At 63.5% G+C, this 19,180-nt stretch carries 21 protein-coding genes; 5 read left to right on the top strand and 16 right to left on the bottom strand.

Going from position 1 to position 19,180, the window contains the following annotated elements; translation table 11 throughout:
- Nucleotides 1–82: 82 nt before the first annotated feature.
- From fdhD to AZF01_RS24610, 5 genes are all read right to left on the bottom strand, one after another.
- The gene (fdhD, locus tag AZF01_RS00290) at nt 83–898 is read right to left on the bottom strand and encodes a formate dehydrogenase accessory sulfurtransferase FdhD (RefSeq protein WP_061449601.1); all 816 of its coding nucleotides are present in this window, start codon (nt 896–898) and stop codon (nt 83–85) included.
- Complete coding sequence (locus tag AZF01_RS00285) at nt 891–2,291, bottom strand: PLP-dependent aminotransferase family protein (RefSeq protein ID WP_024707303.1); 1,401 nt, start codon at nt 2,289–2,291, stop codon at nt 891–893. Before AZF01_RS00285 ends, fdhD begins: the two co-directional genes overlap by 8 nt.
- Nucleotides 2,292–2,434: 143 nt before the next feature.
- Entirely contained in the window at nt 2,435–3,508 is a 1,074-nt protein-coding gene (locus AZF01_RS00280; RefSeq protein ID WP_024707302.1) for a 3-carboxy-cis,cis-muconate cycloisomerase, read from the bottom strand.
- A 203-nt stretch (nt 3,509–3,711) separates the two neighbouring features.
- Nucleotides 3,712–5,121: a 3-isopropylmalate dehydratase large subunit gene (leuC, locus tag AZF01_RS00275; protein ID WP_024707301.1), complete on the bottom strand. Its 1,410-nt coding sequence runs from the start codon at nt 5,119–5,121 to the stop codon at nt 3,712–3,714.
- A gap of 74 nt (nt 5,122–5,195) precedes the next feature.
- Entirely contained in the window at nt 5,196–5,321 is a 126-nt protein-coding gene (locus AZF01_RS24610) for a hypothetical protein (RefSeq protein ID WP_256389172.1), read from the bottom strand.
- A 318-nt stretch (nt 5,322–5,639) separates the two neighbouring features.
- Here AZF01_RS24610 and AZF01_RS00270 point away from each other — a divergent pair, with 318 nt between their 5' ends.
- A complete protein-coding gene (locus AZF01_RS00270) occupies nt 5,640–6,575 on the top strand; it encodes an IS110 family transposase (protein WP_081725874.1) in 936 nt (311 codons plus the stop codon).
- A 102-nt stretch (nt 6,576–6,677) separates the two neighbouring features.
- The gene (locus AZF01_RS00265) at nt 6,678–7,634 is read left to right on the top strand and encodes an IS481 family transposase (RefSeq protein ID WP_061449600.1); all 957 of its coding nucleotides are present in this window, start codon (nt 6,678–6,680) and stop codon (nt 7,632–7,634) included.
- A 58-nt stretch (nt 7,635–7,692) separates the two neighbouring features.
- On the opposite strand, the gene AZF01_RS00260 is transcribed toward AZF01_RS00265, so the two are convergent.
- From AZF01_RS00260 to ffh, 9 genes are all read right to left on the bottom strand, one after another.
- Nucleotides 7,693–7,902 carry a hypothetical protein gene (locus tag AZF01_RS00260; RefSeq protein WP_024710090.1) on the bottom strand — a complete coding sequence of 70 codons (210 nt, stop codon included), beginning with the start codon at nt 7,900–7,902 and terminating at the stop codon, nt 7,693–7,695.
- Between the two features lie 175 nt (nt 7,903–8,077).
- A complete protein-coding gene (rplS, locus tag AZF01_RS00255; RefSeq protein WP_024710089.1) occupies nt 8,078–8,539 on the bottom strand; it encodes a 50S ribosomal protein L19 in 462 nt (153 codons plus the stop codon).
- Nucleotides 8,540–8,710: 171 nt separating this feature from the next.
- Nucleotides 8,711–9,274 carry a GNAT family N-acetyltransferase gene (locus AZF01_RS00250; protein WP_051424188.1) on the bottom strand — a complete coding sequence of 188 codons (564 nt, stop codon included), beginning with the start codon at nt 9,272–9,274 and terminating at the stop codon, nt 8,711–8,713.
- A complete protein-coding gene (gene trmD, locus AZF01_RS00245; protein WP_024710087.1) occupies nt 9,264–9,962 on the bottom strand; it encodes a tRNA (guanosine(37)-N1)-methyltransferase TrmD in 699 nt (232 codons plus the stop codon). Before trmD ends, AZF01_RS00250 begins: the two co-directional genes overlap by 11 nt.
- Nucleotides 9,963–9,970: 8 nt before the next feature.
- Nucleotides 9,971–10,537 (bottom strand): ribosome maturation factor RimM, encoded by a 567-nt coding sequence (rimM, locus tag AZF01_RS00240; RefSeq protein ID WP_024710086.1) that lies wholly within the window; start codon nt 10,535–10,537, stop codon nt 9,971–9,973.
- Between the two features lie 142 nt (nt 10,538–10,679).
- Nucleotides 10,680–11,063, bottom strand: a complete 384-nt coding sequence (gene rpsP, locus AZF01_RS00235) for a 30S ribosomal protein S16 (RefSeq protein WP_024710085.1) — start codon at nt 11,061–11,063, stop codon at nt 10,680–10,682.
- A 124-nt stretch (nt 11,064–11,187) separates the two neighbouring features.
- Nucleotides 11,188–11,490, bottom strand: a complete 303-nt coding sequence (locus tag AZF01_RS00230; RefSeq protein WP_024710084.1) for a chorismate mutase — start codon at nt 11,488–11,490, stop codon at nt 11,188–11,190.
- Nucleotides 11,487–12,014: a GNAT family N-acetyltransferase gene (locus AZF01_RS00225; protein ID WP_024710083.1), complete on the bottom strand. Its 528-nt coding sequence runs from the start codon at nt 12,012–12,014 to the stop codon at nt 11,487–11,489. The genes AZF01_RS00230 and AZF01_RS00225 overlap by 4 nt, the downstream gene beginning before the upstream one ends.
- Nucleotides 12,011–13,549 carry a signal recognition particle protein gene (gene ffh, locus AZF01_RS00220; RefSeq protein WP_024710082.1) on the bottom strand — a complete coding sequence of 513 codons (1,539 nt, stop codon included), beginning with the start codon at nt 13,547–13,549 and terminating at the stop codon, nt 12,011–12,013. The genes AZF01_RS00225 and ffh overlap by 4 nt, the downstream gene beginning before the upstream one ends.
- Nucleotides 13,550–13,906: 357 nt before the next feature.
- Here ffh and AZF01_RS00215 point away from each other — a divergent pair, with 357 nt between their 5' ends.
- Entirely contained in the window at nt 13,907–14,914 is a 1,008-nt protein-coding gene (locus AZF01_RS00215) for an MBL fold metallo-hydrolase (RefSeq protein ID WP_036238437.1), read from the top strand.
- Nucleotides 14,915–14,918: 4 nt separating this feature from the next.
- Here AZF01_RS00215 and AZF01_RS00210 read toward each other — a convergent pair whose 3' ends face one another.
- Both AZF01_RS00210 and AZF01_RS00205 read right to left on the bottom strand, forming a co-directional pair.
- Complete coding sequence (locus tag AZF01_RS00210; RefSeq protein WP_036238434.1) at nt 14,919–15,611, bottom strand: DNA alkylation repair protein; 693 nt, start codon at nt 15,609–15,611, stop codon at nt 14,919–14,921.
- A gap of 21 nt (nt 15,612–15,632) precedes the next feature.
- A complete protein-coding gene (locus AZF01_RS00205) occupies nt 15,633–16,532 on the bottom strand; it encodes a DMT family transporter (RefSeq protein ID WP_024710079.1) in 900 nt (299 codons plus the stop codon).
- 358 nt (nt 16,533–16,890) lie between these two features.
- Here AZF01_RS00205 and dapF point away from each other — a divergent pair, with 358 nt between their 5' ends.
- Together dapF and mtaB are read left to right on the top strand one after the other, a co-directional pair.
- Nucleotides 16,891–17,766 (top strand): diaminopimelate epimerase, encoded by an 876-nt coding sequence (gene dapF / locus AZF01_RS00200; protein ID WP_082781083.1) that lies wholly within the window; start codon nt 16,891–16,893, stop codon nt 17,764–17,766.
- Between the two features lie 118 nt (nt 17,767–17,884).
- A complete protein-coding gene (gene mtaB / locus AZF01_RS00195; protein ID WP_024707007.1) occupies nt 17,885–19,147 on the top strand; it encodes a tRNA (N(6)-L-threonylcarbamoyladenosine(37)-C(2))-methylthiotransferase MtaB in 1,263 nt (420 codons plus the stop codon).
- Nucleotides 19,148–19,180 lie beyond the last annotated feature (33 nt).

Here is a 19,180-nt window from a genome sequence, read left to right as displayed (position 1 = left end):
CGGAATCGATTTTCGGAAAGCACGATGCGTAGATAAAATAGGTTAGAGCGTCCTTTGTGCGTCCGAATGGACGCACGGCGCTCTAGCTCCTGATCCGCTTCGCGTGCGTGAACACCGAGAACCCGTCGCCGCGGGCGCTGGCGACAAGCGTTATGCCGGCCCTTTCGGCCGTCTCGACCGCAAGCGCGGTCGGCTGCGAAACGGCGATCAGCACCGGCGCGCGGACGAACGCCGCCTTCTGCACCATTTCCACGGACAGCCGGCTGGTGACAACGAGAGCGCCGCTGACGGCCGTCTCCCCCTTGCGCATGAGCGCCCCGATAAGCTTGTCGAGCGCGTTGTGGCGGCCGACGTCTTCGCGCACTGCCGGCATGCCCGCGTCCGGCCGGAAGACGCCGGCCCCATGCACGGCGCGCGTCGTCGCAAAAACCGGTTGACGACCGGAAAGCGCCGTTACCGCCCGGTCAACGTCGCTGACGGTCATCGTGAAGTCATCGCCTTCGAGCGCTGGCACAGGCCGCATCGCGGCATCGATGCTTTCCAGCCCGCACAGCCCGCAGCCGACCGGCCCCGCCATCGAGCGGCGGCGTGCGGCAAGCGCGGCAGAACGGTCTTCCGCGAGCGATATCTGCAGGTCGATGCCGGTCTCGAAGTGAACAGCCTCTACGCCGAGGATCTCGTCCGGATGACGGACAATGCCTTCCGTCAGGCTGAAACCGTAGGCGAGATCGACAAGATCGGCAGGGGTCGCCATCAATACGGCGTGGGACGAGCCGCCATAGCTGAGCGCCACAGCCGTTTCGGCGGCAAGCGCCTCCGGAGCGCGCGCCTGGCTGCGGCTTCCGACGCAAAAAAGCGGCGCTCGTGCAAGCGCGGCGGGCGGCATCCCGTCAGCCATTGTCCATCACCGCGGCGGCACGGCGCGTCCTGCTTTCGTCCCGAAACATCCCTGCAATCAGCGCAAGGGAAGACGAAAGCTCGATTTCGGAGGACGCAGCGAGCGCCACGCGGATTGCGGGGGCGGAAGGCTCGCGCCCGGCGCGGAACGTGGCTCCGGCGGCAATGGCGACGCCGCGCTGGCGCGCGCGGTCGACGAAGGCAGCCTCGTTGACGCCGTCCGGAAGCGGGATCCACACATGCAGCGCGCCCGGCGTCATGGCGCAGTCAATGCCCGCCAGTTCCTTCTCGGCGATCGCCCGGCGGCGCTTCAGCGCCATACGCTGCCAGTTGACCAGTTCCATCGCCGTGCCGTCGACGATCCAGCGGCTGGCGATTTCGGCCATCACCGGGGTCGCGATCCAGTTGGCCGCGAGATAGCGGTTGGAAACGGCGGCCGCATACCGGTCCGGGGCGACCAGGAAACCGCATCTGAGACCCGGGATCGTGTTCTTTGACAGGTCGGTCATGTAGAGCGTGCGCTCCGGCGCGAAGGCGGCGACCGGCGGCGGCCGGTTTTCCACCAACGGGCCGAGCACGTCGTTTTCGATGACGGCGAGGTCGAACCTGCGCGCGATTGCCGAGATCGCCCGCCGGCGCGGCGCGCTCATCAGCGAGCCCCGCGGGCCGGCTGCCGAGGGTTGCAGGAAGATCGCTTTCAGGCGTTTTCGCACCGCCAGCGCCTCGAGCGCGGCAGGCACTATTCCGTCGGAATCGACATCGACCGGCTGCAGATCGATGCCGAGATAGCCGGCAAGCGGCCTTGCCATCGGATGGGTCAGGTCCTCCGCCGCCATGGCAGAGCCCGGCGGCGCGACGCTCATGAAGGCCGCCGTCATCGCATCGCTCGAACCGTTGGTGACGGTAATGCCATGCGGCGGAGCCTTCAGGCCGCAGGCCGCAAGCCAGTTGACGCCCGCCATGCGGTAACGCCGGAACAGCGCGTTCGGTATCATTGAAAAGGCAAGGTCCGGCGGCATGGTGGCGCCGAGTTCGGCAAAGGCGTTGCGGAAACGGGCAAGACTGCGGCTCTCGCACACCGGTTTCAGGATGGAGAGATCAACGACGCCGGATGTCCCTTCGGTCAGATGCGGTCGTTCGAACGCATTGGAAGCCGCCTTGACATAGGACCCGCGCCCGACCTCGCCGGTAACGAGTCCGCGGCGGGAAAGCGCCTCATAGGCACGGGAGACGGTCTGGACCGAAATATTCAGATCGGCCGCCATCTGCCGTTGCGGCGGCAGGCGCATGCCGTCAACCAGCAGGCCGTCGCGGATAGCGCCGGCGATCTGTTCGGCAATGGAAAGATAGGCCGGTCGCTTGATCAGCCTCGGATTGGGACGCCATTTGCTCATGCGCCATCGTGCGGCAAATCATATCAATTGACAATAGCGCAAGCACGACCAATGCCGAGGCGGCGGCATCACAAGCCTTTGAATCCTATGTGGTCTGCATTTCTTCCGAGGTCAGGCCCCACGGCGAAAATCAGTGCAATTGGTTAAGGCAATCTGAAACCCGGTCTGGTGCCAAGGCTCTCAATCTTGGTACAGAGCCAGTCCGACAGCTTCAGCGAGGCGGCAGCGGCCGCCACCATCTGCGGCAGGGTCAGCCATTCCAGCGTCCAGGCCGCGCCCGAGCGCTCCTGCTCATGCACCAGCGCCATATGCATGGCCGAAAGCTGCGCGGCGTTGAAGCGCGACAGCGACACCAGCACCTCCGCCGTCACCGGATTGCGCTTGCCGTCGATATCGGAGGACTCGCCGCCGCCGGAGAGTTCGATTTCCTCGCCCATTTCGGCGAGAAGCGCAATGTCGAGGCCGAATTTGCCGAGGCTTCCGGTGATCTGCGACATGGCGGAGGCGAATTCGGCGATCACGTTGCGCTGGTTCTGCCATTGCGGCGCATCAATCAGGCCGAGAAGGTCGGCCAGCATGGCCCGCACCTCGACAGCCTGCTCCGGCAGCCTGTGCAGCGTGCCGACCGCGCCGCCGAACTGCACGGCGAAGAGCTGCCCGTCGAGCCTCAGGAGAAACTGCCGCAGATACAGCACCGGCTCGCGCCAGGATCGCAGCCGGTCGGAAACGGCGATCGGCATGGCCGGCTGCATGCGCGTGCGCCCCATCAGTGTCCGGTCGCCGAAGCGGGAATCCAGCGTTTCCATGCGCTGGAACAGGTGGTCGAGCCGGTCGATCAGGAGCGTCGACACCGCCGACAGCCGCATCATCAGCGAGGTATCGATGACATCCTGGCTGGTCGCGCCGAAATGCACGTGGTCCGCTGCATCCGGCCCCACGGCCGCGCGCAGCTGGCGCACCAGATCGGGCACGACGATGCCGTCGCGGCCTGTGGCGAGCTTCAGCGCCTCGATATCCGGCGAAAAGCCGGCGCAGACTTCGCCGATGCGCGCCGCTGCCGCTTCCGGAATGACCCCGGCGCGGGCCTCGGCCTCGGCGAGCGCCGCCTCGAAAGCCAGCATGGCCTTGATTTCCGCGTCGAGCGAAAAGAAGGCGGCAACCTCGTCGTCGCCCACCAGACCCGAAAGCACGGGATGATCAAAAGCAGAATAACTCATGGATTGCGATCGCTTGCTACCGGAAAGAGCAGGAGGGCGGAACCATCCCGACCGACACGGGCACCGTGGCAACCGGCGCCGACCTCACATTGCGACAATGGCGCGACAAGCGCAAGGGCGGAGCCCGGTTTTCCGCTTTACGGCGACCCGCATACCAGGAAGGCGGCCGATCGCCGCCTTCGCAAAACCCGCTTCCTCGCGCGTCACTTCCAGGCGCGAATATCGACGAACCGGCCCTCGATCGCGGCCGCTGCGGCCATGGCGGGCGAGACCAGATGGGTGCGGCCCTTGTAGCCCTGGCGGCCCTCGAAATTGCGGTTCGAGGTCGAGGCGCAGCGCTCCTCGGGTTTCAGCCGGTCGTCATTCATGGCAAGGCACATGGAGCAACCCGGCTCGCGCCATTCGAAACCGGCCTCGAGGAAGATCTTGTCCAGGCCTTCGGCTTCCGCCTGCTCCTTGACGAGGCCCGAGCCCGGGACGATCATGGCGTTGACCCGGTCGGAAACCTTCCGTCCCTTCGCGACGGCAGCAGCGGCCCGAAGGTCCTCGATGCGGCCGTTGGTGCAGGAACCGATGAAGACGCGGTCGATCTCGATATCGGTGATCTTCGTCCCGGGCGCCAGGCCCATATATTTCAGCGCCCGCCATTTCGAGGCGCGCTTGGTCTCGTCGGCGATATCATCCGGGTTTGGCACTTCGCCGGTCACCGCGATCACATCCTCCGGCGAGGAGCCCCAGGAAACGATCGGCGGCAGGTTGGCGGCATCGAGCGTGACGACGCGGTCATATTCCGCGCCCTCGTCCGTCGTCAGCGACTTCCAGTATTCGACGGCCCGGTCCCAGGCCTCGCCCTTCGGCGCGCGCGGGCGCTCCTTGATATAGGCGAAGGTCTTTTCGTCCGGCGCGATCAGGCCGGCGCGCGCGCCGCCCTCGATCGTCATGTTGCAGACGGTCATGCGGCCTTCCATGGAGAGATCACGGATCGCCTCGCCGGCAAATTCGATGACGTGGCCCGTGCCGCCCGCCGTGCCGATCTCGCCGATGATCGCCAGGATGATGTCCTTGGCTGTGACGCCTTCCGGCGCCTTGCCGTCGACGCGCACCAGCATGTTCTTGGCCTTCGACTGGATCAGCGTCTGGGTGGCGAGCACATGCTCCACCTCCGACGTGCCGATGCCGTGCGCCAGCGCGCCGAATGCGCCGTGCGTGGAGGTGTGGCTGTCGCCGCAGACGATCGTCATGCCCGGAAGGGTGAAGCCCTGTTCCGGCCCGACGATATGGACGATGCCCTGGCGCTTGTCCTTTTCGGAGTAATATTCGACGCCGAAATCGAGCGCGTTCTGGGCAAGGGCCGCCACCTGGATGCGGCTTTCCTCGTTCTTGATGCCGTTGACGCGGTCCGGCGTGGTCGGAACGTTGTGGTCGACAACGGCGAGCGTCTTCAGCGGCGCGTGGACCGTGCGGCCTGCAAGCCGCAGACCTTCGAACGCCTGCGGGCTGGTCACTTCATGGACCAGATGACGGTCGATATAGATGAGACAGGTGCCGTCATCCTGGCTGTCCACCAGATGATCGTCCCAGATCTTGTCATAGATTGTGCGAGCGTTGCTCATGATTTCGTAACCCATTTTTCGATGAACAGGAAAGGGCGCGGTTGCCCGCTGCCGGCATTGCCTTGCAACAAGCGTCAGCTAAGTCGGGCGTTGAGCGCGCCGGAAATCATCGCAAAGAAGCGGCTCGGCAGGCGCTTTCTGTCCTGCAGCACGAAGGGCCTGAAGGTAACGGCCGCGCTCTTTCTGTCAATGATCCTCATGGGCCGGTCTTTACCAGCTTTCTCGGGCTCCGGCAATCATTTACGAGAATGGTTCAAAACTAGAGCGCCGTGCGTCCATTCGGACGCACAAAGGACGCTTGTCTTATGATTTTTCCCGGCTTTTCTGCGAAGAAGAGCCACTGACAGCCGCCTTCCACGCGGCGGTCAGTGGCGGTGGTCGGATCGGTAGGGGGTTGGTCATGAACCGCAAGGAACATGGACCGTGTTAGAGTGTGATCGGCCACCGTCTTCGCTCAAGGCCTGAACGGATACGCAGCAGCTTTTGGGCTCTGCATGACAAGCATAGGACACGCGAAGATGATGAATGATAGCATCGGTATCGATATTTCAAAAGGCCGTCTCGACGCCTTTCGCCTGAGTGACAGGGCGCATCGGGCTTTCGCCAACACACAGGCAGGCTTTGACGACCTGCGGCGATGGCTTGGCGATAGCCCGATCAGCCGGATTGTCTATGAGGCTACCGGTCCTTATCACGGCGCCTTTGAATGCGCGCTCGCTTCTGATCTTCCGCTCGTCAAGGTCAACCCGCTGCAGGCGCGACGGTTTGCCCAGGCACGCGGCAGCCGCGCCAAGACCGATCGCGTCGATGCGCGCATGCTGGCGCTGATGGGGGATGCATTTGACCTTCAGCCAGACCCGCCAGTGGAGGAAACCGATCATGAACTCAAGGAGTTGCAGATCGAGCGCACCGCTCTCGTCAGGGACCGCACACGGCTGCTCAACCGCATCAAGACGCAAACGCTTTCCCTGACGAAGCGGCACTCAAAGGCGCGCATCGCCCAGATCGAGCGCCAGCTCGCGGCAATCCAGGACGAGATCGAAACGCGCCTGCGCGCGGATGACGGCAAGGCGAGAAAGCGCGACATCCTCACCTCCATCCCCGGCATCGGTCCGGTGACGGCGTCAACGATCCTGATCGAATGCCCCGAGATCGGCATGCTTGGCCGAAAGCAGATCGCCAGCCTTGCGGGTTTGGCGCCCATGACCCGACAATCGGGCCAATGGCGCGGCAAGGCCTTCATTCAGGGTGGACGAAAGTTCCTGCGCGACGCCCTCTATATGCCCGCCCTCGTCGCCATGCGCTTCAACACGCAGATGAGGGCAAAATACGAGGCGCTGAAAGGCGCCGGAAAACCCGCCAAAGTCGCCCTGACAGCAATCATGCGAAAGCTTATCGAACTGGCAAACGCACTCATCCGCGACGACAGAAAATGGGCGCAAATGAGGGCTTGAGCAAAACGGATACTCTAGCTGTGGGCTTTCAGGAGGTTGTCCATTCGGAGCGTACCGAGGAGACTGGAGTTACCACGCTTCAGCACTCACCGGAGGCTCCGAATGAACATTCACAAGAATGCCCGACTGACCCCGCTGCGTCGAGAGGAGATGGCTGTTGCCGTTCTGTCTGGCGCGCTCACGAAAGCGCAGGCGGCTTTAGTCTATGCCGTTTCCCACAAGATCGTGTCTCGTTGGGTCGAGCGCTTCAGAAAGGGTGGACGCGCTGCAATGGCTGACCGGTCGTCGCGGCCCAGGAGCAGTCCCCGGCAGACCGATGCCATCTTGTGCGAGCGCATTGCCGCCCTTCGTCGTCAGCGCCTGACCGGCAGGCACATCGCCATGGAGACAGGCGTGTCACCGGCCACCGTCAGCCGCGTTCTCAAGCGGGTCGGTTTGTCCCGGATGAAGGACATTGCTCCAGCCGAACCGGTCGTGCGTTACGAATATGACGAGCCGGGCGGCCTGATCCATCTCGACATCAAGCGCCTTGGCCGCTTTAATCGCGTCGGCCACCGCATCACAGGCGACAGGACCGGCCAGAGCAATTCACGCGGCATCGGCTGGGAATATGTGCATGTGTGTATCGACGATGCATCCCGGATCGCATTCACTGACATCTTGCCCAACGAGAAGGCTGAAAGCGCCGTCGCATTTCTCAAGGCGGCAGTCGCCTATTATCAAAGCCTCGGCATCACGGTGAAGCGGGTCATGACCGACAATGGCTCGTGCTACATTGCCGGGGATTTCGCGAAAGCCTGCAAGGCGCTCCATCTGAAACATATTCGTACCAAACCTTACACGCCAAAGACAAACGGCAAGGCCGAGCGCTTCATCCAGACAGCATTGCGCGAATGGGCCTATGCGCGCGCCTATCCATCCTCAGAGCACCGAAAACGGCATCTGCCGAACTGGAACCACATGTACAATTGGCACCGTCCGCATGGCGGCATAAAGTCAAAAACACCGATCAGTCGACTCGGCATGAACCGAGACAACCTCTTGAGGCTCCACATCTAGCTATTGAATTTGCGCATCGTGCTTTCCGAAAACCGATTCCGATTTTCGGGCCGATGCGCTAGCCCCGGACGTGGCTCGCACGCGTCTTGAGAAAGACGAGAAGGGGGTCCGCCGACATGCCGCGCCTGTCGTGCCACTCCGCCGCGTCCTCGTCGTCGAAAACGAAACGGTCACGACCCTTTGCGGTCGCAGCGAGCACGGGTGTGGCAATGGAACCCAGGATCATCGGGTTGCCGGCGCCTGCCACAATGGCGCGTGTAAGAGACATTTTTACTCCGTTTGGCCACAACCGGAAAAAGATGATTGCAGCTTCACAATTCAAGGGAGCACGGAGATAGGAAGCGATTCCGGCTTTTTCTTGTCAAAACCGGCGGACGGATCGCAAAACGCAAAGAAGCCGCCCGAAAGCGGCTTCCCGAAACGATTTCAAAAGCGAAAATGGCTTATTCGCTCTTGGCTGCCGCTGCAGCTTCCTTCTCCGCCTTGGCGGCGGCGCGGGCGGCCGCTGCTGCCTCGCGGGCCTCGTCGTTGAGGCGGCGCGAACGCACGGAGGTGTTTTCCGCGATACGGGCCGACTTGCCGCGACGGTCGCGCAGATAGTAGAGCTTCGCGCGGCGAACCTTACCGCGGCGGATCACTTCGACGCCCTCGACCTGGGGGGAATAGACGGGGAATACGCGCTCGACGCCTTCGCCGTAGGAAATCTTGCGAACGGTGAAGTTCTCGTGGATGCCGCCGCCGGAACGGGCGATGCAGACGCCTTCGAAGGCCTGGACGCGGGTGCGGGTGCCCTCCGTGACGCGGACGTTGACGCGAACGGTGTCACCGGCTTCAAACGGGGGGAGTTCGCGCTGCTCGGCGATGCGCGCGGTTTCTTCAGCTTCGAGCTGCTCGATGATGTTCATCGGTCTAACCTCTTGATATCTTGCTTTAACGGCCAGAGCGCTCGACAATCATCCTTTGGTCAATGCCTCCGGATTTGCCTTGTCTTGAAGGCGGGAGCGTTACGCGGTTGTTCTTTTCGGTAACCGGAACACCCGGTCAGGGCGGGCCTATAGACGATTTTCCGGCCTTTGTCACCCCTTTTGCGCGACATGACCGGCACAATCATGCCGGACCTTCTCCCATTCCGTGCGCAACAGGCCCATCATCACCGTATCCCAGCGTTCCTCGCCGAAACGGGCCGAGGAGCGGCGAACCCCCTCCTCGGTAAAACCAATCCCCTTGTAGGCCCGGATGGCCGCCACGTTGAGGTCGTAGACGTTGAGCTCGACCCGCATGATGGCGGCTTCCCTGAACGCCTCATTCACCAGCAGTCCAAGCATGGCGCGCGAAAGCCCGCTGCCCCGCAATTCCGGCGCAACAGCGATCCGGCAAAGCCTGCCCACGCCGTTCAGCCGGTCGAAAACGATCTGGCCATGGCCTGCCAGCGTTTCTCCGCGCCTCGCGGAGAAACAGGCGAGCGCGGGCTTCGCGCCGAGCATGTCGGCGGCCCCCTGGCAAAGCTGGCCATAGCTGAAGGGAAAGGGAAGCTGCGTGCCGCCCCAGAGGGCAGCGGCTCTCGCATCCGCAAACCAGCCGGCGACCGTGTCGAAATGCGACGGATCGAATGGCTCAAGCCGCAGCGCGTCACTCTTCATGCCGTTCTCCTCCCGCCATCAGATCCGGCCGCCGTTCAGCGGTCAGCCGCAATGCCTGCTCATGCCGCCACTTTTCGATCGCCGCGTGGTTGCCCGACGTCAGCACGTCCGGGATCGTCTCGCCCTCCCACTCGGCGGGCCGGGTATAATGCGGGTGCTCCAGCAGACCGTGCTCGAAACTCTCATGGGTGCCGGAAAGCGCATTGCCCATGACGCCCGGAAGCACGCGCACGACCGCGTCGAGCAGCACGAGCGCCGCCGGTTCGCCGCCGGAGAGGATATAGTCGCCGATCGAAACCTCCTCGAGGCCGCGCCGGTCGATGACCCGCTGGTCGATGCCCTCGAACCGGCCGCAGACGATCACGGCCCCCGGGCCGTCGGCCAGTGCGCGTACGCGCGCCTGCGTTAAGGGTTTGCCGCGCGGGCTCATCAGGAGGCGCGGACGGTCGTCATTGGCGGAAACGGCATCGATAGCGCGCGCCAGAATATCCGGCCTCAACACCATGCCCGCGCCGCCGCCAGACGGCGTATCGTCGACGCTGCGGTGGCGATCCTCGGCAAAATCGCGGATATTGACGGCCTCGAGCGACCATTGCCCGCGCTCGGCCGCACGCCCTGCCAGCGACGTGCCGAGATGGCCGGGAAACATCTCCGGATAAAGCGTCAGTACGGTTGCCTTGAAGGACATCGCGCCCGCTACCGGCCGCCGGGACCGGGAAAGTCCGGCGCGTCGCCATCGCCGTCACCGACGAGACCGGCGGCCACGGGGTCGATCAGCACCCGGCGGTCCTCGAAATCGATCTCCAGCACGGCGCGCTCGTTGAACGGGATCAGCACCGGGCGACGGCCCGGCCCCTTCAGCTCCAGCAGATCGCCGGCGCCGAAATCGAAGATCGCGCTGATCGCGCCATAGCTGTTGCCGGCATCGTCAAAGACGTTGAGGCCTTCGAGGTCGGCATAGAAATATTCCTCGTCCTCGAGCTCGTCATCGGGCAGGTTGTCGCGTTCGACATAGAGATTGAGGCCGCGCAGGGCTTCCGCCGCGGTCCGGTCGTTCACGCCGCGAAAGCGGATCACGATCATGTTGTTCTTGCCCGGACGCGTCTCGAGGATCTCGAACACGCGCCCGTCTTCCGCATGAAGATTGCCGTAGTCGCCGACCGTCAGCGGATTTGCGGTAAAGCAGCGCACCCTGACATCGCCGCGCAAGCCCTGCGCCGCGCCGACGGTTGCCATCAGGATCGGGTCATTGAGCTTTGCCATCGTCGTTCTTTCCTGCCGTTTATGGCTATCTATGCCCTTTTGGCGCAAAGGAAAAGGCCGGACGCATGCGCCCGGCCCCTGTTCGATGCCTGAAAACCGTTCTTCCACTCGACGAGGGGCAAACGGCTGACGGCAATCCGGCTTATTCCGAAGCTTCGGCAGAGGCTTCTGCAGCAGCGGCAGCGGCTTCTTCAGCCTTCTGCTTCTTTTCGGCAGCGCGCTCCTCGGCCTTCTTGCCGGGCTTTGCCTTGTTCGGGTTGTTGCGGGCCTTGCGCTCGACAATGCCGGCTTCGGCGAGGAAGCGCAGGACGCGATCGGTCGGCTGGGCGCCGGTTCCGAGCCAGTACTTCACCCGCTCTTCGTCGAAGACGACGCGCTCTTCCGAATCCTTCGGCAGCATCGGGTTCCAGTGGCCGAGCTTCTCGATGAAGCGGCCGTCACGCGGCGAACGCTCGTCGGCGGCAACGATGTGATAGTAGGGGCGCTTCTTGGAACCGCCGCGGGCGAGTCTGATCTTGATTGCCATTTTGTTTTCTCCTTAAAGGCATTTCTGTCGGACCGCAGTCCATTCGTTTTCGTGACCCTGTCTTCTGCAATCAGCGCGCGCCGGTATCGCATTGACGGGGCATTCTCATCGACCGGGAACCGGCCTATTTCTCCTGACCGCCATGCTGGGCGGCGATCTGCTCATGATGCCGGATGACTTCCTTGATGATGAAATTCAGGAAAGTCTCGGCAAAATCGGGGTCAAGATCGGCGCTCTTGGCCAGCGCCCTCAACCGCGAAATCTGCTGTTCCTCGCGCGCCGGGTCGGCCGGCGGCAGGTCATGCTCGGCCTTCAGGTGCCCCACCGCCTTGGTGCAGCGGAACCGTTCGGCGAGAATATGCACCAGCGCGGCATCGAGATTGTCGATCGACTGGCGATACTGGAGAAGCTGTTGCTTGGGGTTCACGCCGTTTTCTCCAGCAGCATATCGGGCGACAGATGACGGTAGACGACTGCATCCCTGCCATAAATCTCAAGCGTCTTCTCGGCGGTCGCGCCGAGGCGCTCTGCCAGACGAATGGAAGGCGCGTTGTCCGGCTCGATCAGGCTCATCACCGTCGGCCATTTCAGGTCTTCGTAGACATAACGAAGCGCCCGCGAAGCCGCCTCGAAGGCATAGCCCTTGCCGTAATGATCGGGCAGCAGTGCCCAGGCGATTTCGGGTTCCGGCATATCGGCGGGATGCCAGGGGCCGCAAAAGCCGACAAAACGCCCCGTATTCTTCTCTTCCAGCGCCCATTCCCCGAAACCATTCAGGGCCCAGTGCCCCGCATAGGCGGCGAGCCTGCGCCAGGCATCGCCCGCCGGAAGCGGCCCGCCATAGTAGAACGACCGCTCATCGGCGAAGAAAGCCGCCATCGGCGCGAAATCTTCGCGCCGGAAGGCACGCATGATGAGCCGCTCGGTTTCCAGAACAGGGACATCCGTCACTTCTTCTTGCCCTTTCCGAAACCGCCAAAGCCGCCGCCAAGACCGGGAAGCTTCGGTCCGCCGAGGCCCGGCAGGCCGCCCGGCGGAAGACCACCCGAACCACCGAGGCCGCCGGCCTTCTTCTCGAGCTCGGCAAGCTGGTTGGCATCAAGCTTGGAGAGGTCGGGCATGCCGCCCATGCCTCCGGCCATGCCGCCGCCCATCATGTTCATCATCTGCTTCATCTTGCCCTTGCCCTTGCCGCCCATGGCTTTCATCATGTCGGACATCTGGCGGTGCATTTTCAGAAGCTTGTTGATATCGGCGGCAGACGTGCCGGAGCCTGCGGCAATGCGCTTCTTGCGCGAATTCTTCAGAACGTCGGGATGGGCGCGCTCATATTTCGTCATCGAGGAGATGATGGCGAGCTGGCGTTTGAACACGCTGTCGTCCATGCCGGCGGCGGCCATCTTTTCCTTCATGCCGCCCATGCCGGGCATCAGGCCCATAATGCCGCCCATGCCGCCCATGTTCTGCATCTGCTTCAGCTGCTCTGCCATGTCGTCGAGGTCGAACTTGCCCTTGGCCATCTTCTGGGCCATGGCCTGGGCTTTTTCGGCATCGATCGTCTCGGCGGCCTTTTCCACCAGCGAGACGATATCGCCCATGCCGAGAATGCGGTCGGCGATGCGCTTGGGGTGAAACTCCTCCAGCGCGTCCATCTTTTCGCCGGTACCGATCAGCTTGATCGGCTTGCCGGTGACCGCGCGCATGGAAAGCGCCGCGCCGCCGCGTCCGTCGCCATCCATACGGGTCAGGACGAGGCCGGTGATGCCGACGCGTTGATCGAAATTGCGGGCGAGATTGACGGCGTCCTGACCGGTGAGACTGTCAGCCACCAGAAGGATTTCGTGCGGGTTCGAGACCTTGCGGATGTCCGCCATCTCGACCATCAGCGGCTCGTCGATATGGGTGCGGCCGGCGGTATCGAGGATGACGACGTCATGGCCGCCGAGCTTTGCCGCCTGCACGGCGCGCTTGGCGATCGCCACCGGATCCTGCCCCTTGATCACGGGCAGCGTATCGACCGAGGTCTGCTCGCCGATCTGCTTCAGCTGTTCCTGGGCGGCCGGACGGCGCGTGTCGAGCGAGGCCATCAGCACTTTTCTGCGGTCGCGGTTGGTCATCCGCGCCGCGATCTTGCCGGTGGTGGTGGTCTTGCCGGAGCCCTGCAGGCCGACCATCATGATGACGACCGGCGCGGGGGCGTTGAGGTCCAGCGTGACGCCTTCGGAGCCGAGCATCTCGACCAGCTCGTCATGGACGATCTTGACGACCATCTGGCCGGGTTTGATCGACTTCAGCACGTCCGCGCCGACGGCCTTCTCACGCACGCGGGCGGTGAAGTCGCGCACCACCTCCAGCGCGACGTCGGCCTCCAGAAGCGCGCGGCGCACTTCGCGCAGCGCAGCCGCAACATCGGCTTCCGAAAGCGAGCCGCGGCCGGTCAGTCCCTTGAGGACGGAACCAAGGCGGTCCTGGAGGTTCTCAAACATTGCCCATTTCCTTTTCGTTTCGCACTTCGCGAAACGTTGGCGCCTCTGCCGGCAAATGCAAGACGCAAAGCAAAATTCCATCCGAGGGCGCATCGCGCTGTCGGATGTTGACCTCCGGGCTCTCTTTATACCTTTTCGGGCCCCGGTCGGCGGCTGAACGTCTTCACTGTCAGCAGATTTTCCGGCGATAAACCGCACAAACACGGAAAAGTCAAGTCATGGCCGCCGCTTTCGCGCTTTTCAAGGTCTGGAACTTTCTCGCCGCTGCCGCATATATCGGTTGATGTCCGTTTCAGCAATCGATGGCGGCCGGCAAACGCCGAAGCAACCGAAAGGCCTTACATGATCCCGACGCGCATGCGTTTGCAGAAAAAGAACCGCTACTATTCCGGTCCGAAGAGCGACCACTTTGACGGCACCCTGTTCTTCAATCCCGACGGCATGAACCCGCCGGGCCTTGCCGAGGTCGTCAAATGGCAGCTTGCCCACAAGCGCACGCCCTGGCCGAAGGAAGTCGCCTGCCGCTATGCGCCGCACACGCCGGACGCGCTTGTGACAGGAAACGGCATGCGGGTGACGATGATCGGCCATGCGAGCCTCCTGATCCAGGCTTCCGGCCTCAACATCCTGACCGACCCGGTATTCACCGAACGCGTCAGCCCTTTCGATTCCGTCGGACCGAAGCGGGTCTGCCCGCCAGGCGTGCTGTTCGAGGACCTGCCCAAGATCGACGTGGTGCTGATCACCCACAACCATTACGACCATCTGAGCCACACCTGCCTCAAACGCCTTCAGGCCGATCACGCGCCGCGGATCATCACGCCGCTCGGCAACGACACCGTGATCCGCCGGAAAGTTCCCGATGCCGATGTGACCGTGCTCGACTGGGGCGGCCAGGCGCCGCTTCCCGGCGGCGCAAACGTCTTCGCCGAGCCCTGCCACCACTGGTCGGCGCGCGGGGTCACGGACCGGCGCATGGCGCTCTGGGCCGCCTTCGTCCTGGAAACGCCCGCGGGCCGCATCTACCACATCGGCGACACAAGCTTTCACGAGGGGCGGAACTACCGCGCGGCGGCCGAGAAATACGGCGGGTTCCGCCTCGCCAACCTGCCGATCGGCGCCTATGAGCCGCGTTTTTTTATGAAGAACGAGCATCAGGACCCGGTGGAAGCGGTCAAGGGTTTCGAACTCTGCAATGCGGCCTATGCCGCGGGTCACCATTTCGGCACCTTTCAGCTGACCGATGAGGGCCATGACGATCCGGTGAAGCTCTTGAAAGCCGCCCTTTCCGATGCCGGCATCGATGAAGAACGCTTCCGTCCGCTGGAACCCGGCGAGGCCTTCGACGTGCCGGCGCTGGACTGATCCTTCAGGCTTTCAGCCGTGCGATGCGTTTCGGATCGGCGAGGTAGTGCAGCGCATCCCGACCGATCCAGGCCTTCGTCCGCTCGTCACTTGCCGCCAGTTTCTCCGCGAGCGAAAGCGCAACCTTGTGGCAGCGGACATTGCGCATGCCGATATTGCGCAGCGCCCAGCTGACTGCCTTCTTCACGAAATTGCGCTGGTCCGCGGCATGCGTCTCGATTAGCGGAAGGAGCGCAATAAAGCTTTCGTCCGGCTCCTTCTTCCGGTGGACGGCCGCGCCCGCGATCATGGCAAAGGCGGTCCGGCGCACGAATTCGCGGTCGTCTTCGGCGAACAAGGAGACAATTTCGGCATCAAACCGCGCCTCGACGAACAGGTCGGCGGCAAGGTCGACCATCTCCCAGGAAGCAAAATCGCCGGCCAGGGAAAGCATCTCCGCTTGCGTGAGCTTTGCCGGATCGAAGGTCAGCAAGGCCAGCATCCTCGCCTCGCGCACCGGGCTTTGCCAAAGCGCCGACGCGCGTTGATGGTTCACGCCGACGGTCTTTGCAATCTGCCGCAATTGCGGGTTGGAAAGGCCGATGGCCGTATCGGTCCTGATGCCGACGCGCTCCATCTCGGCAAGCCGCGCGGGATCGGCCGTGGCTTTAAGGACTGCGAGAATATCCTCTGCCGATGACTGTGGCGTCAATACCATCCTCTTCTCCCTCTCGCCGCCTCACCGCCCAGCCAGCGAAGCTTCCGTCGATGACGCGCCTTCGCGCTTTTTCAGCGCGTGTTCGCGCCAGATGGTGAAGACGCCGGCGCCGACAACGGTGAGCCCGCCGACAATCATATGCGACGTCAGTTGCTCCTTGAACACCAGAACGCCGAACAGCGAACCATAGACGAGCTGCATATAGGTGATGGTCTGCACGGTCACGGCTTCGGTCACCGCAAGCGCCCGGATGAGGAGATAATGCCCTGAAATACCGGTGAAACAAAGTGCGACAAGCCAGCCCCAGTCGGCAAGCGGCACATCCTCCCAGAAGAACGGTCCGATGAGGCTCGTCAGCACCATGCCGACCACGCCGGTATAAAACAGGCTGACTTCCGGCGCGTCATAGCGCCCGGCAAGGCGCGTATAGAGCGAATAGAGCGCGAAGGTGAAGCAGCAGCCGACCGGCACGAGCGTCACCAGCGAGAACTGTTCGCCCAGGGGATCGATGACGATCAGCACGCCGAATAGACCGGCGACGATCGCGAGCCAGCGCCGCCAGCCGACGCGCTCGCCGAGCAGCGGCACCGACAATAACGCCACGACCAGCGGGGCGGCCATGAAGATTGCCTGGCTCTGGGCAAGGCCGACAAGGGCAAAGGAGATGATCGAGATCAGGATCTGCGCCACCAGCAGGAAGCTGCGCCAGATCTGCAGCACGGGATGACGGGTCACCGCCCCCGCCTTGAAACCGCCCGGCGCGCGGGCCGCCAGGATGATCACGAACAGGCCGAAGGCCCAGAAGCGCACCATGGCGATGAAGAACGGCGAATAGAGCGGGCCGAGATGGCGGGTGATCGCGTCCTGGATCGCAAAGATCGAGACCGCGCCAAAGGCAAGGATTGCGCCGGAAAGCTTCATGCGGCCGCTCCCTCACGGCGGCGATCAACAGGAGCGACGGGTCGGCCGGCCGGCAAACCGGCCACCTTCGCGGCAAAAACAGGAACTGGCATCTTCAGAACTTTCGAGAGGCGTGGCGCCGGCATGTGTCCGGTCCATGGCTGGCGCAAGGATATTTGAGGAAACGCAAGGGGTAGCCGAAACGTTCACTTCCGGGGGAGGATTTTCCCGACACTACACATCAACGGGGCCGACGCAAAGGCCGCCTTGGACCTGTAGCGTTCGGCGCGCGCGATTTTTCCCGATCCGCAGCCGCGCGGACTGGTGACGGCCGCGGATTTGGCCCATATAACGCCAGAAACAATGACGGAGCCTTTCGATGGCGAACAGCACGAACATGGCGCGCATGGAGCGCATGAACGGTCTTGGCAACAAGATTCTCGTCATCGACATGCGCGGACGCGCCGACAGGGTGACGCCACAAGCCGCGATCCGCCTCGATGCCCATCCCGATACCGAATTCGACCAGATCATGGCGCTTTACGATGCGCGCGAGGATGCGCCCGATGGCTGGATCGACATCCTCAATTCCGACGGCTCCATGGCGCAGGCCTGCGGCAACGGAACGCGCTGCGTGGTCGATTACCTTTCGCGCGAAACCGACAAGGATCGTTTTGCCTTCCGCACCATTGCCGGCGCGCTTTTCGCCGAGCGGCTTTCCGACACGCTGATTTCGGTCGACATGGGCGCGCCGATCTTCGACTGGGAAAGGATCCCGCTTGCAGGGCCCGCAGCCGACACGACCCATGTCGCGCTGCCCGAACCGCATGAGGCGGACCCGGCGCTGCAGCGCTTCTCCGCCGCCTCCATGGGCAATCCGCATGCGGTCTTCTTCGTGCCGCGCGATGTCGACAGCTACGACATTCTTGCCTTCGGGCCCCGCTACGAGCGCCACCCGCTGTTTCCCGAGCGCGCCAATATCTCGCTGGCGCAGGTCACCTCGCCCTCATCGCTGTCGCTGAAGACCTTCGAGCGCGGCGCGGGGCTGACCCTTGCCTGCGGCTCGGCGGCCTGCGCCGCCGCCGTCTCCGCCGCCCGCACCGGCCGCACCGGCCGCAAGGTCACCGTCTATCTGCCCGCCGGCGCGCTGGAAATCGACTGGCGCGAGGACGACGACCACGTGATCATGACGGGGCCGGCGGAACATGAATGGTCGGGAAGAGTGAATCCGGCGACGGGAGAATGGGTGCGCTGAGGAACTCGCTTTGCTCCTCGATGCGCTTTGCCACATCTCATCCTGCTTTGCCCCCTGCCCTTTCAATCGCCGGCCTTTTGCGCCATATAGCCGTCAAACCGGAACAACAGCGCCAGCAATGACCCTGAAAACCCTGACCTTCGGCTGCAGGCTGAACACCTATGAGAGCGAAGTCATGCTCAAGGCGGCGCAAGAGGCGGGCCTTGGCGATGCCGTTCTGGTGAACACCTGCGCGGTGACAGGCGAGGCCGTGCGCCAGGCGCGCCAGGCGATCCGCCGGGCGCGGCGCGAGAACCCCGATGCGCGCATCATCGTCACCGGCTGCGCGGCGCAGACGGAGAAAGAAACCTTCGCCGCCATGCCGGAAGTCGATGCCGTGCTCGGCAATACCGAAAAGCTTGAGGCCGTCAGCTACCGCGCCCTGCCGGATTTCGGCGTTTCGGCGGAAGAAAAGATCGTCGTCAACGACATCATGAGCGTGACGGAAACCGCGCCGCAAATGGTGGAAAGCATTGATGGCCATGTGCGCGCCTTCCTGCAGGTGCAGAATGGCTGCGACCACCGCTGCACCTTCTGCATCATTCCCTATGGCCGCGGCAATTCCCGCTCCGTGCCGATGGGCGCCGTGGTCGAGCAGGCGCGCAGGCTTGCAGAGCAAGGCTACCGCGAAATGGTGCTGACCGGCGTCGACGCCACCTCCTACGGCGCCGACCTGCCCGGCCAGCCGACGCTCGGCCTTCTGGCAAAGACGCTTTTGAAACGGGTGCCGGAAATCGCCCGGCTGAGACTCTCCTCGATCGACAGTATCGAGGTCGACCGGCACCTCCTCGACCTGATCGCCGACGAACCGCGCTTCATGCCGCATCTCCACCTCTCGCTCCAGCACGGCGACAACCTGATCCTGAAGCGGATGAAACGACGGCATTCGCGCGACGACGCGCTCGCCTTCATGACGGAAGCCCGGCGACTGCGCCCGGACATGGCCTTCGGCGCGGATTTCATCGCCGGTTTTCCGACCGAGAGCGAGGCGCATTTCGAAAATACGATGCGGCTGGCTGAAGAAGCGGAGATCGCATCGCTCCACGTCTTCCCCTACAGCCCGCGCCCCGGAACGCCGGCGGCGCGCATGCCGCAGCTCGATCGCGCGCTGGTGAAGGAGCGGGCGAAACGCCTGCGCACAGCGGGAGAGGCGCTGACGAAGCGCCATCTCGACAGCCTCATTGGCACCGACCAGACCGTGCTCACCGAACGCGGCGAAAACGGCCATGCGGAGAACTTCGCACCGGTGGCCACGCCGGAGCTCGAGCCCGGTCGTTTCATCACGGCCCGCATCACTGGCCATGACGGAAAGCGCCTCAAGGCCGATTTTCTCGATGCCTGAGGCCGTATGCCTGGACACACCGCGTTGACAAGG

This window comes from Martelella sp. AD-3, from assembly GCF_001578105.1.
Classification (GTDB): domain Bacteria; phylum Pseudomonadota; class Alphaproteobacteria; order Rhizobiales; family Rhizobiaceae; genus Martelella.
Note: the sequence above shows the minus strand (reverse complement) of the source record. Positions and strands in the feature narration are given on the sequence as shown.

Coding starts and splice junctions, on each gene's coding strand:
- fdhD (WP_061449601.1), bottom strand. CDS start 898: ATGGCTGACGGGATGCCGCCCGCCGCGCTTGCACGAGCGCCGCTTTTT.
- AZF01_RS00285 (WP_024707303.1), bottom strand. CDS start 2,291: ATGAGCAAATGGCGTCCCAATCCGAGGCTGATCAAGCGACCGGCCTAT.
- AZF01_RS00280 (WP_024707302.1), bottom strand. CDS start 3,508: ATGAGTTATTCTGCTTTTGATCATCCCGTGCTTTCGGGTCTGGTGGGC.
- leuC (WP_024707301.1), bottom strand. CDS start 5,121: ATGAGCAACGCTCGCACAATCTATGACAAGATCTGGGACGATCATCTG.
- AZF01_RS24610 (WP_256389172.1), bottom strand. CDS start 5,321: ATGAGGATCATTGACAGAAAGAGCGCGGCCGTTACCTTCAGGCCCTTC.
- AZF01_RS00270 (WP_081725874.1), top strand. CDS start 5,640: ATGATGAATGATAGCATCGGTATCGATATTTCAAAAGGCCGTCTCGAC.
- AZF01_RS00265 (WP_061449600.1), top strand. CDS start 6,678: ATGAACATTCACAAGAATGCCCGACTGACCCCGCTGCGTCGAGAGGAG.
- AZF01_RS00260 (WP_024710090.1), bottom strand. CDS start 7,902: ATGTCTCTTACACGCGCCATTGTGGCAGGCGCCGGCAACCCGATGATC.
- rplS (WP_024710089.1), bottom strand. CDS start 8,539: ATGAACATCATCGAGCAGCTCGAAGCTGAAGAAACCGCGCGCATCGCC.
- AZF01_RS00250 (WP_051424188.1), bottom strand. CDS start 9,274: ATGAAGAGTGACGCGCTGCGGCTTGAGCCATTCGATCCGTCGCATTTC.
- trmD (WP_024710087.1), bottom strand. CDS start 9,962: ATGTCCTTCAAGGCAACCGTACTGACGCTTTATCCGGAGATGTTTCCC.
- rimM (WP_024710086.1), bottom strand. CDS start 10,537: ATGGCAAAGCTCAATGACCCGATCCTGATGGCAACCGTCGGCGCGGCG.
- rpsP (WP_024710085.1), bottom strand. CDS start 11,063: ATGGCAATCAAGATCAGACTCGCCCGCGGCGGTTCCAAGAAGCGCCCC.
- ffh (WP_024710082.1), bottom strand. CDS start 13,549: ATGTTTGAGAACCTCCAGGACCGCCTTGGTTCCGTCCTCAAGGGACTG.
- AZF01_RS00215 (WP_036238437.1), top strand. CDS start 13,907: ATGCGTTTGCAGAAAAAGAACCGCTACTATTCCGGTCCGAAGAGCGAC.
- AZF01_RS00210 (WP_036238434.1), bottom strand. CDS start 15,611: ATGGTATTGACGCCACAGTCATCGGCAGAGGATATTCTCGCAGTCCTT.
- AZF01_RS00205 (WP_024710079.1), bottom strand. CDS start 16,532: ATGAAGCTTTCCGGCGCAATCCTTGCCTTTGGCGCGGTCTCGATCTTT.
- dapF (WP_082781083.1), top strand. CDS start 16,891: ATGGCGAACAGCACGAACATGGCGCGCATGGAGCGCATGAACGGTCTT.
- mtaB (WP_024707007.1), top strand. CDS start 17,885: ATGACCCTGAAAACCCTGACCTTCGGCTGCAGGCTGAACACCTATGAG.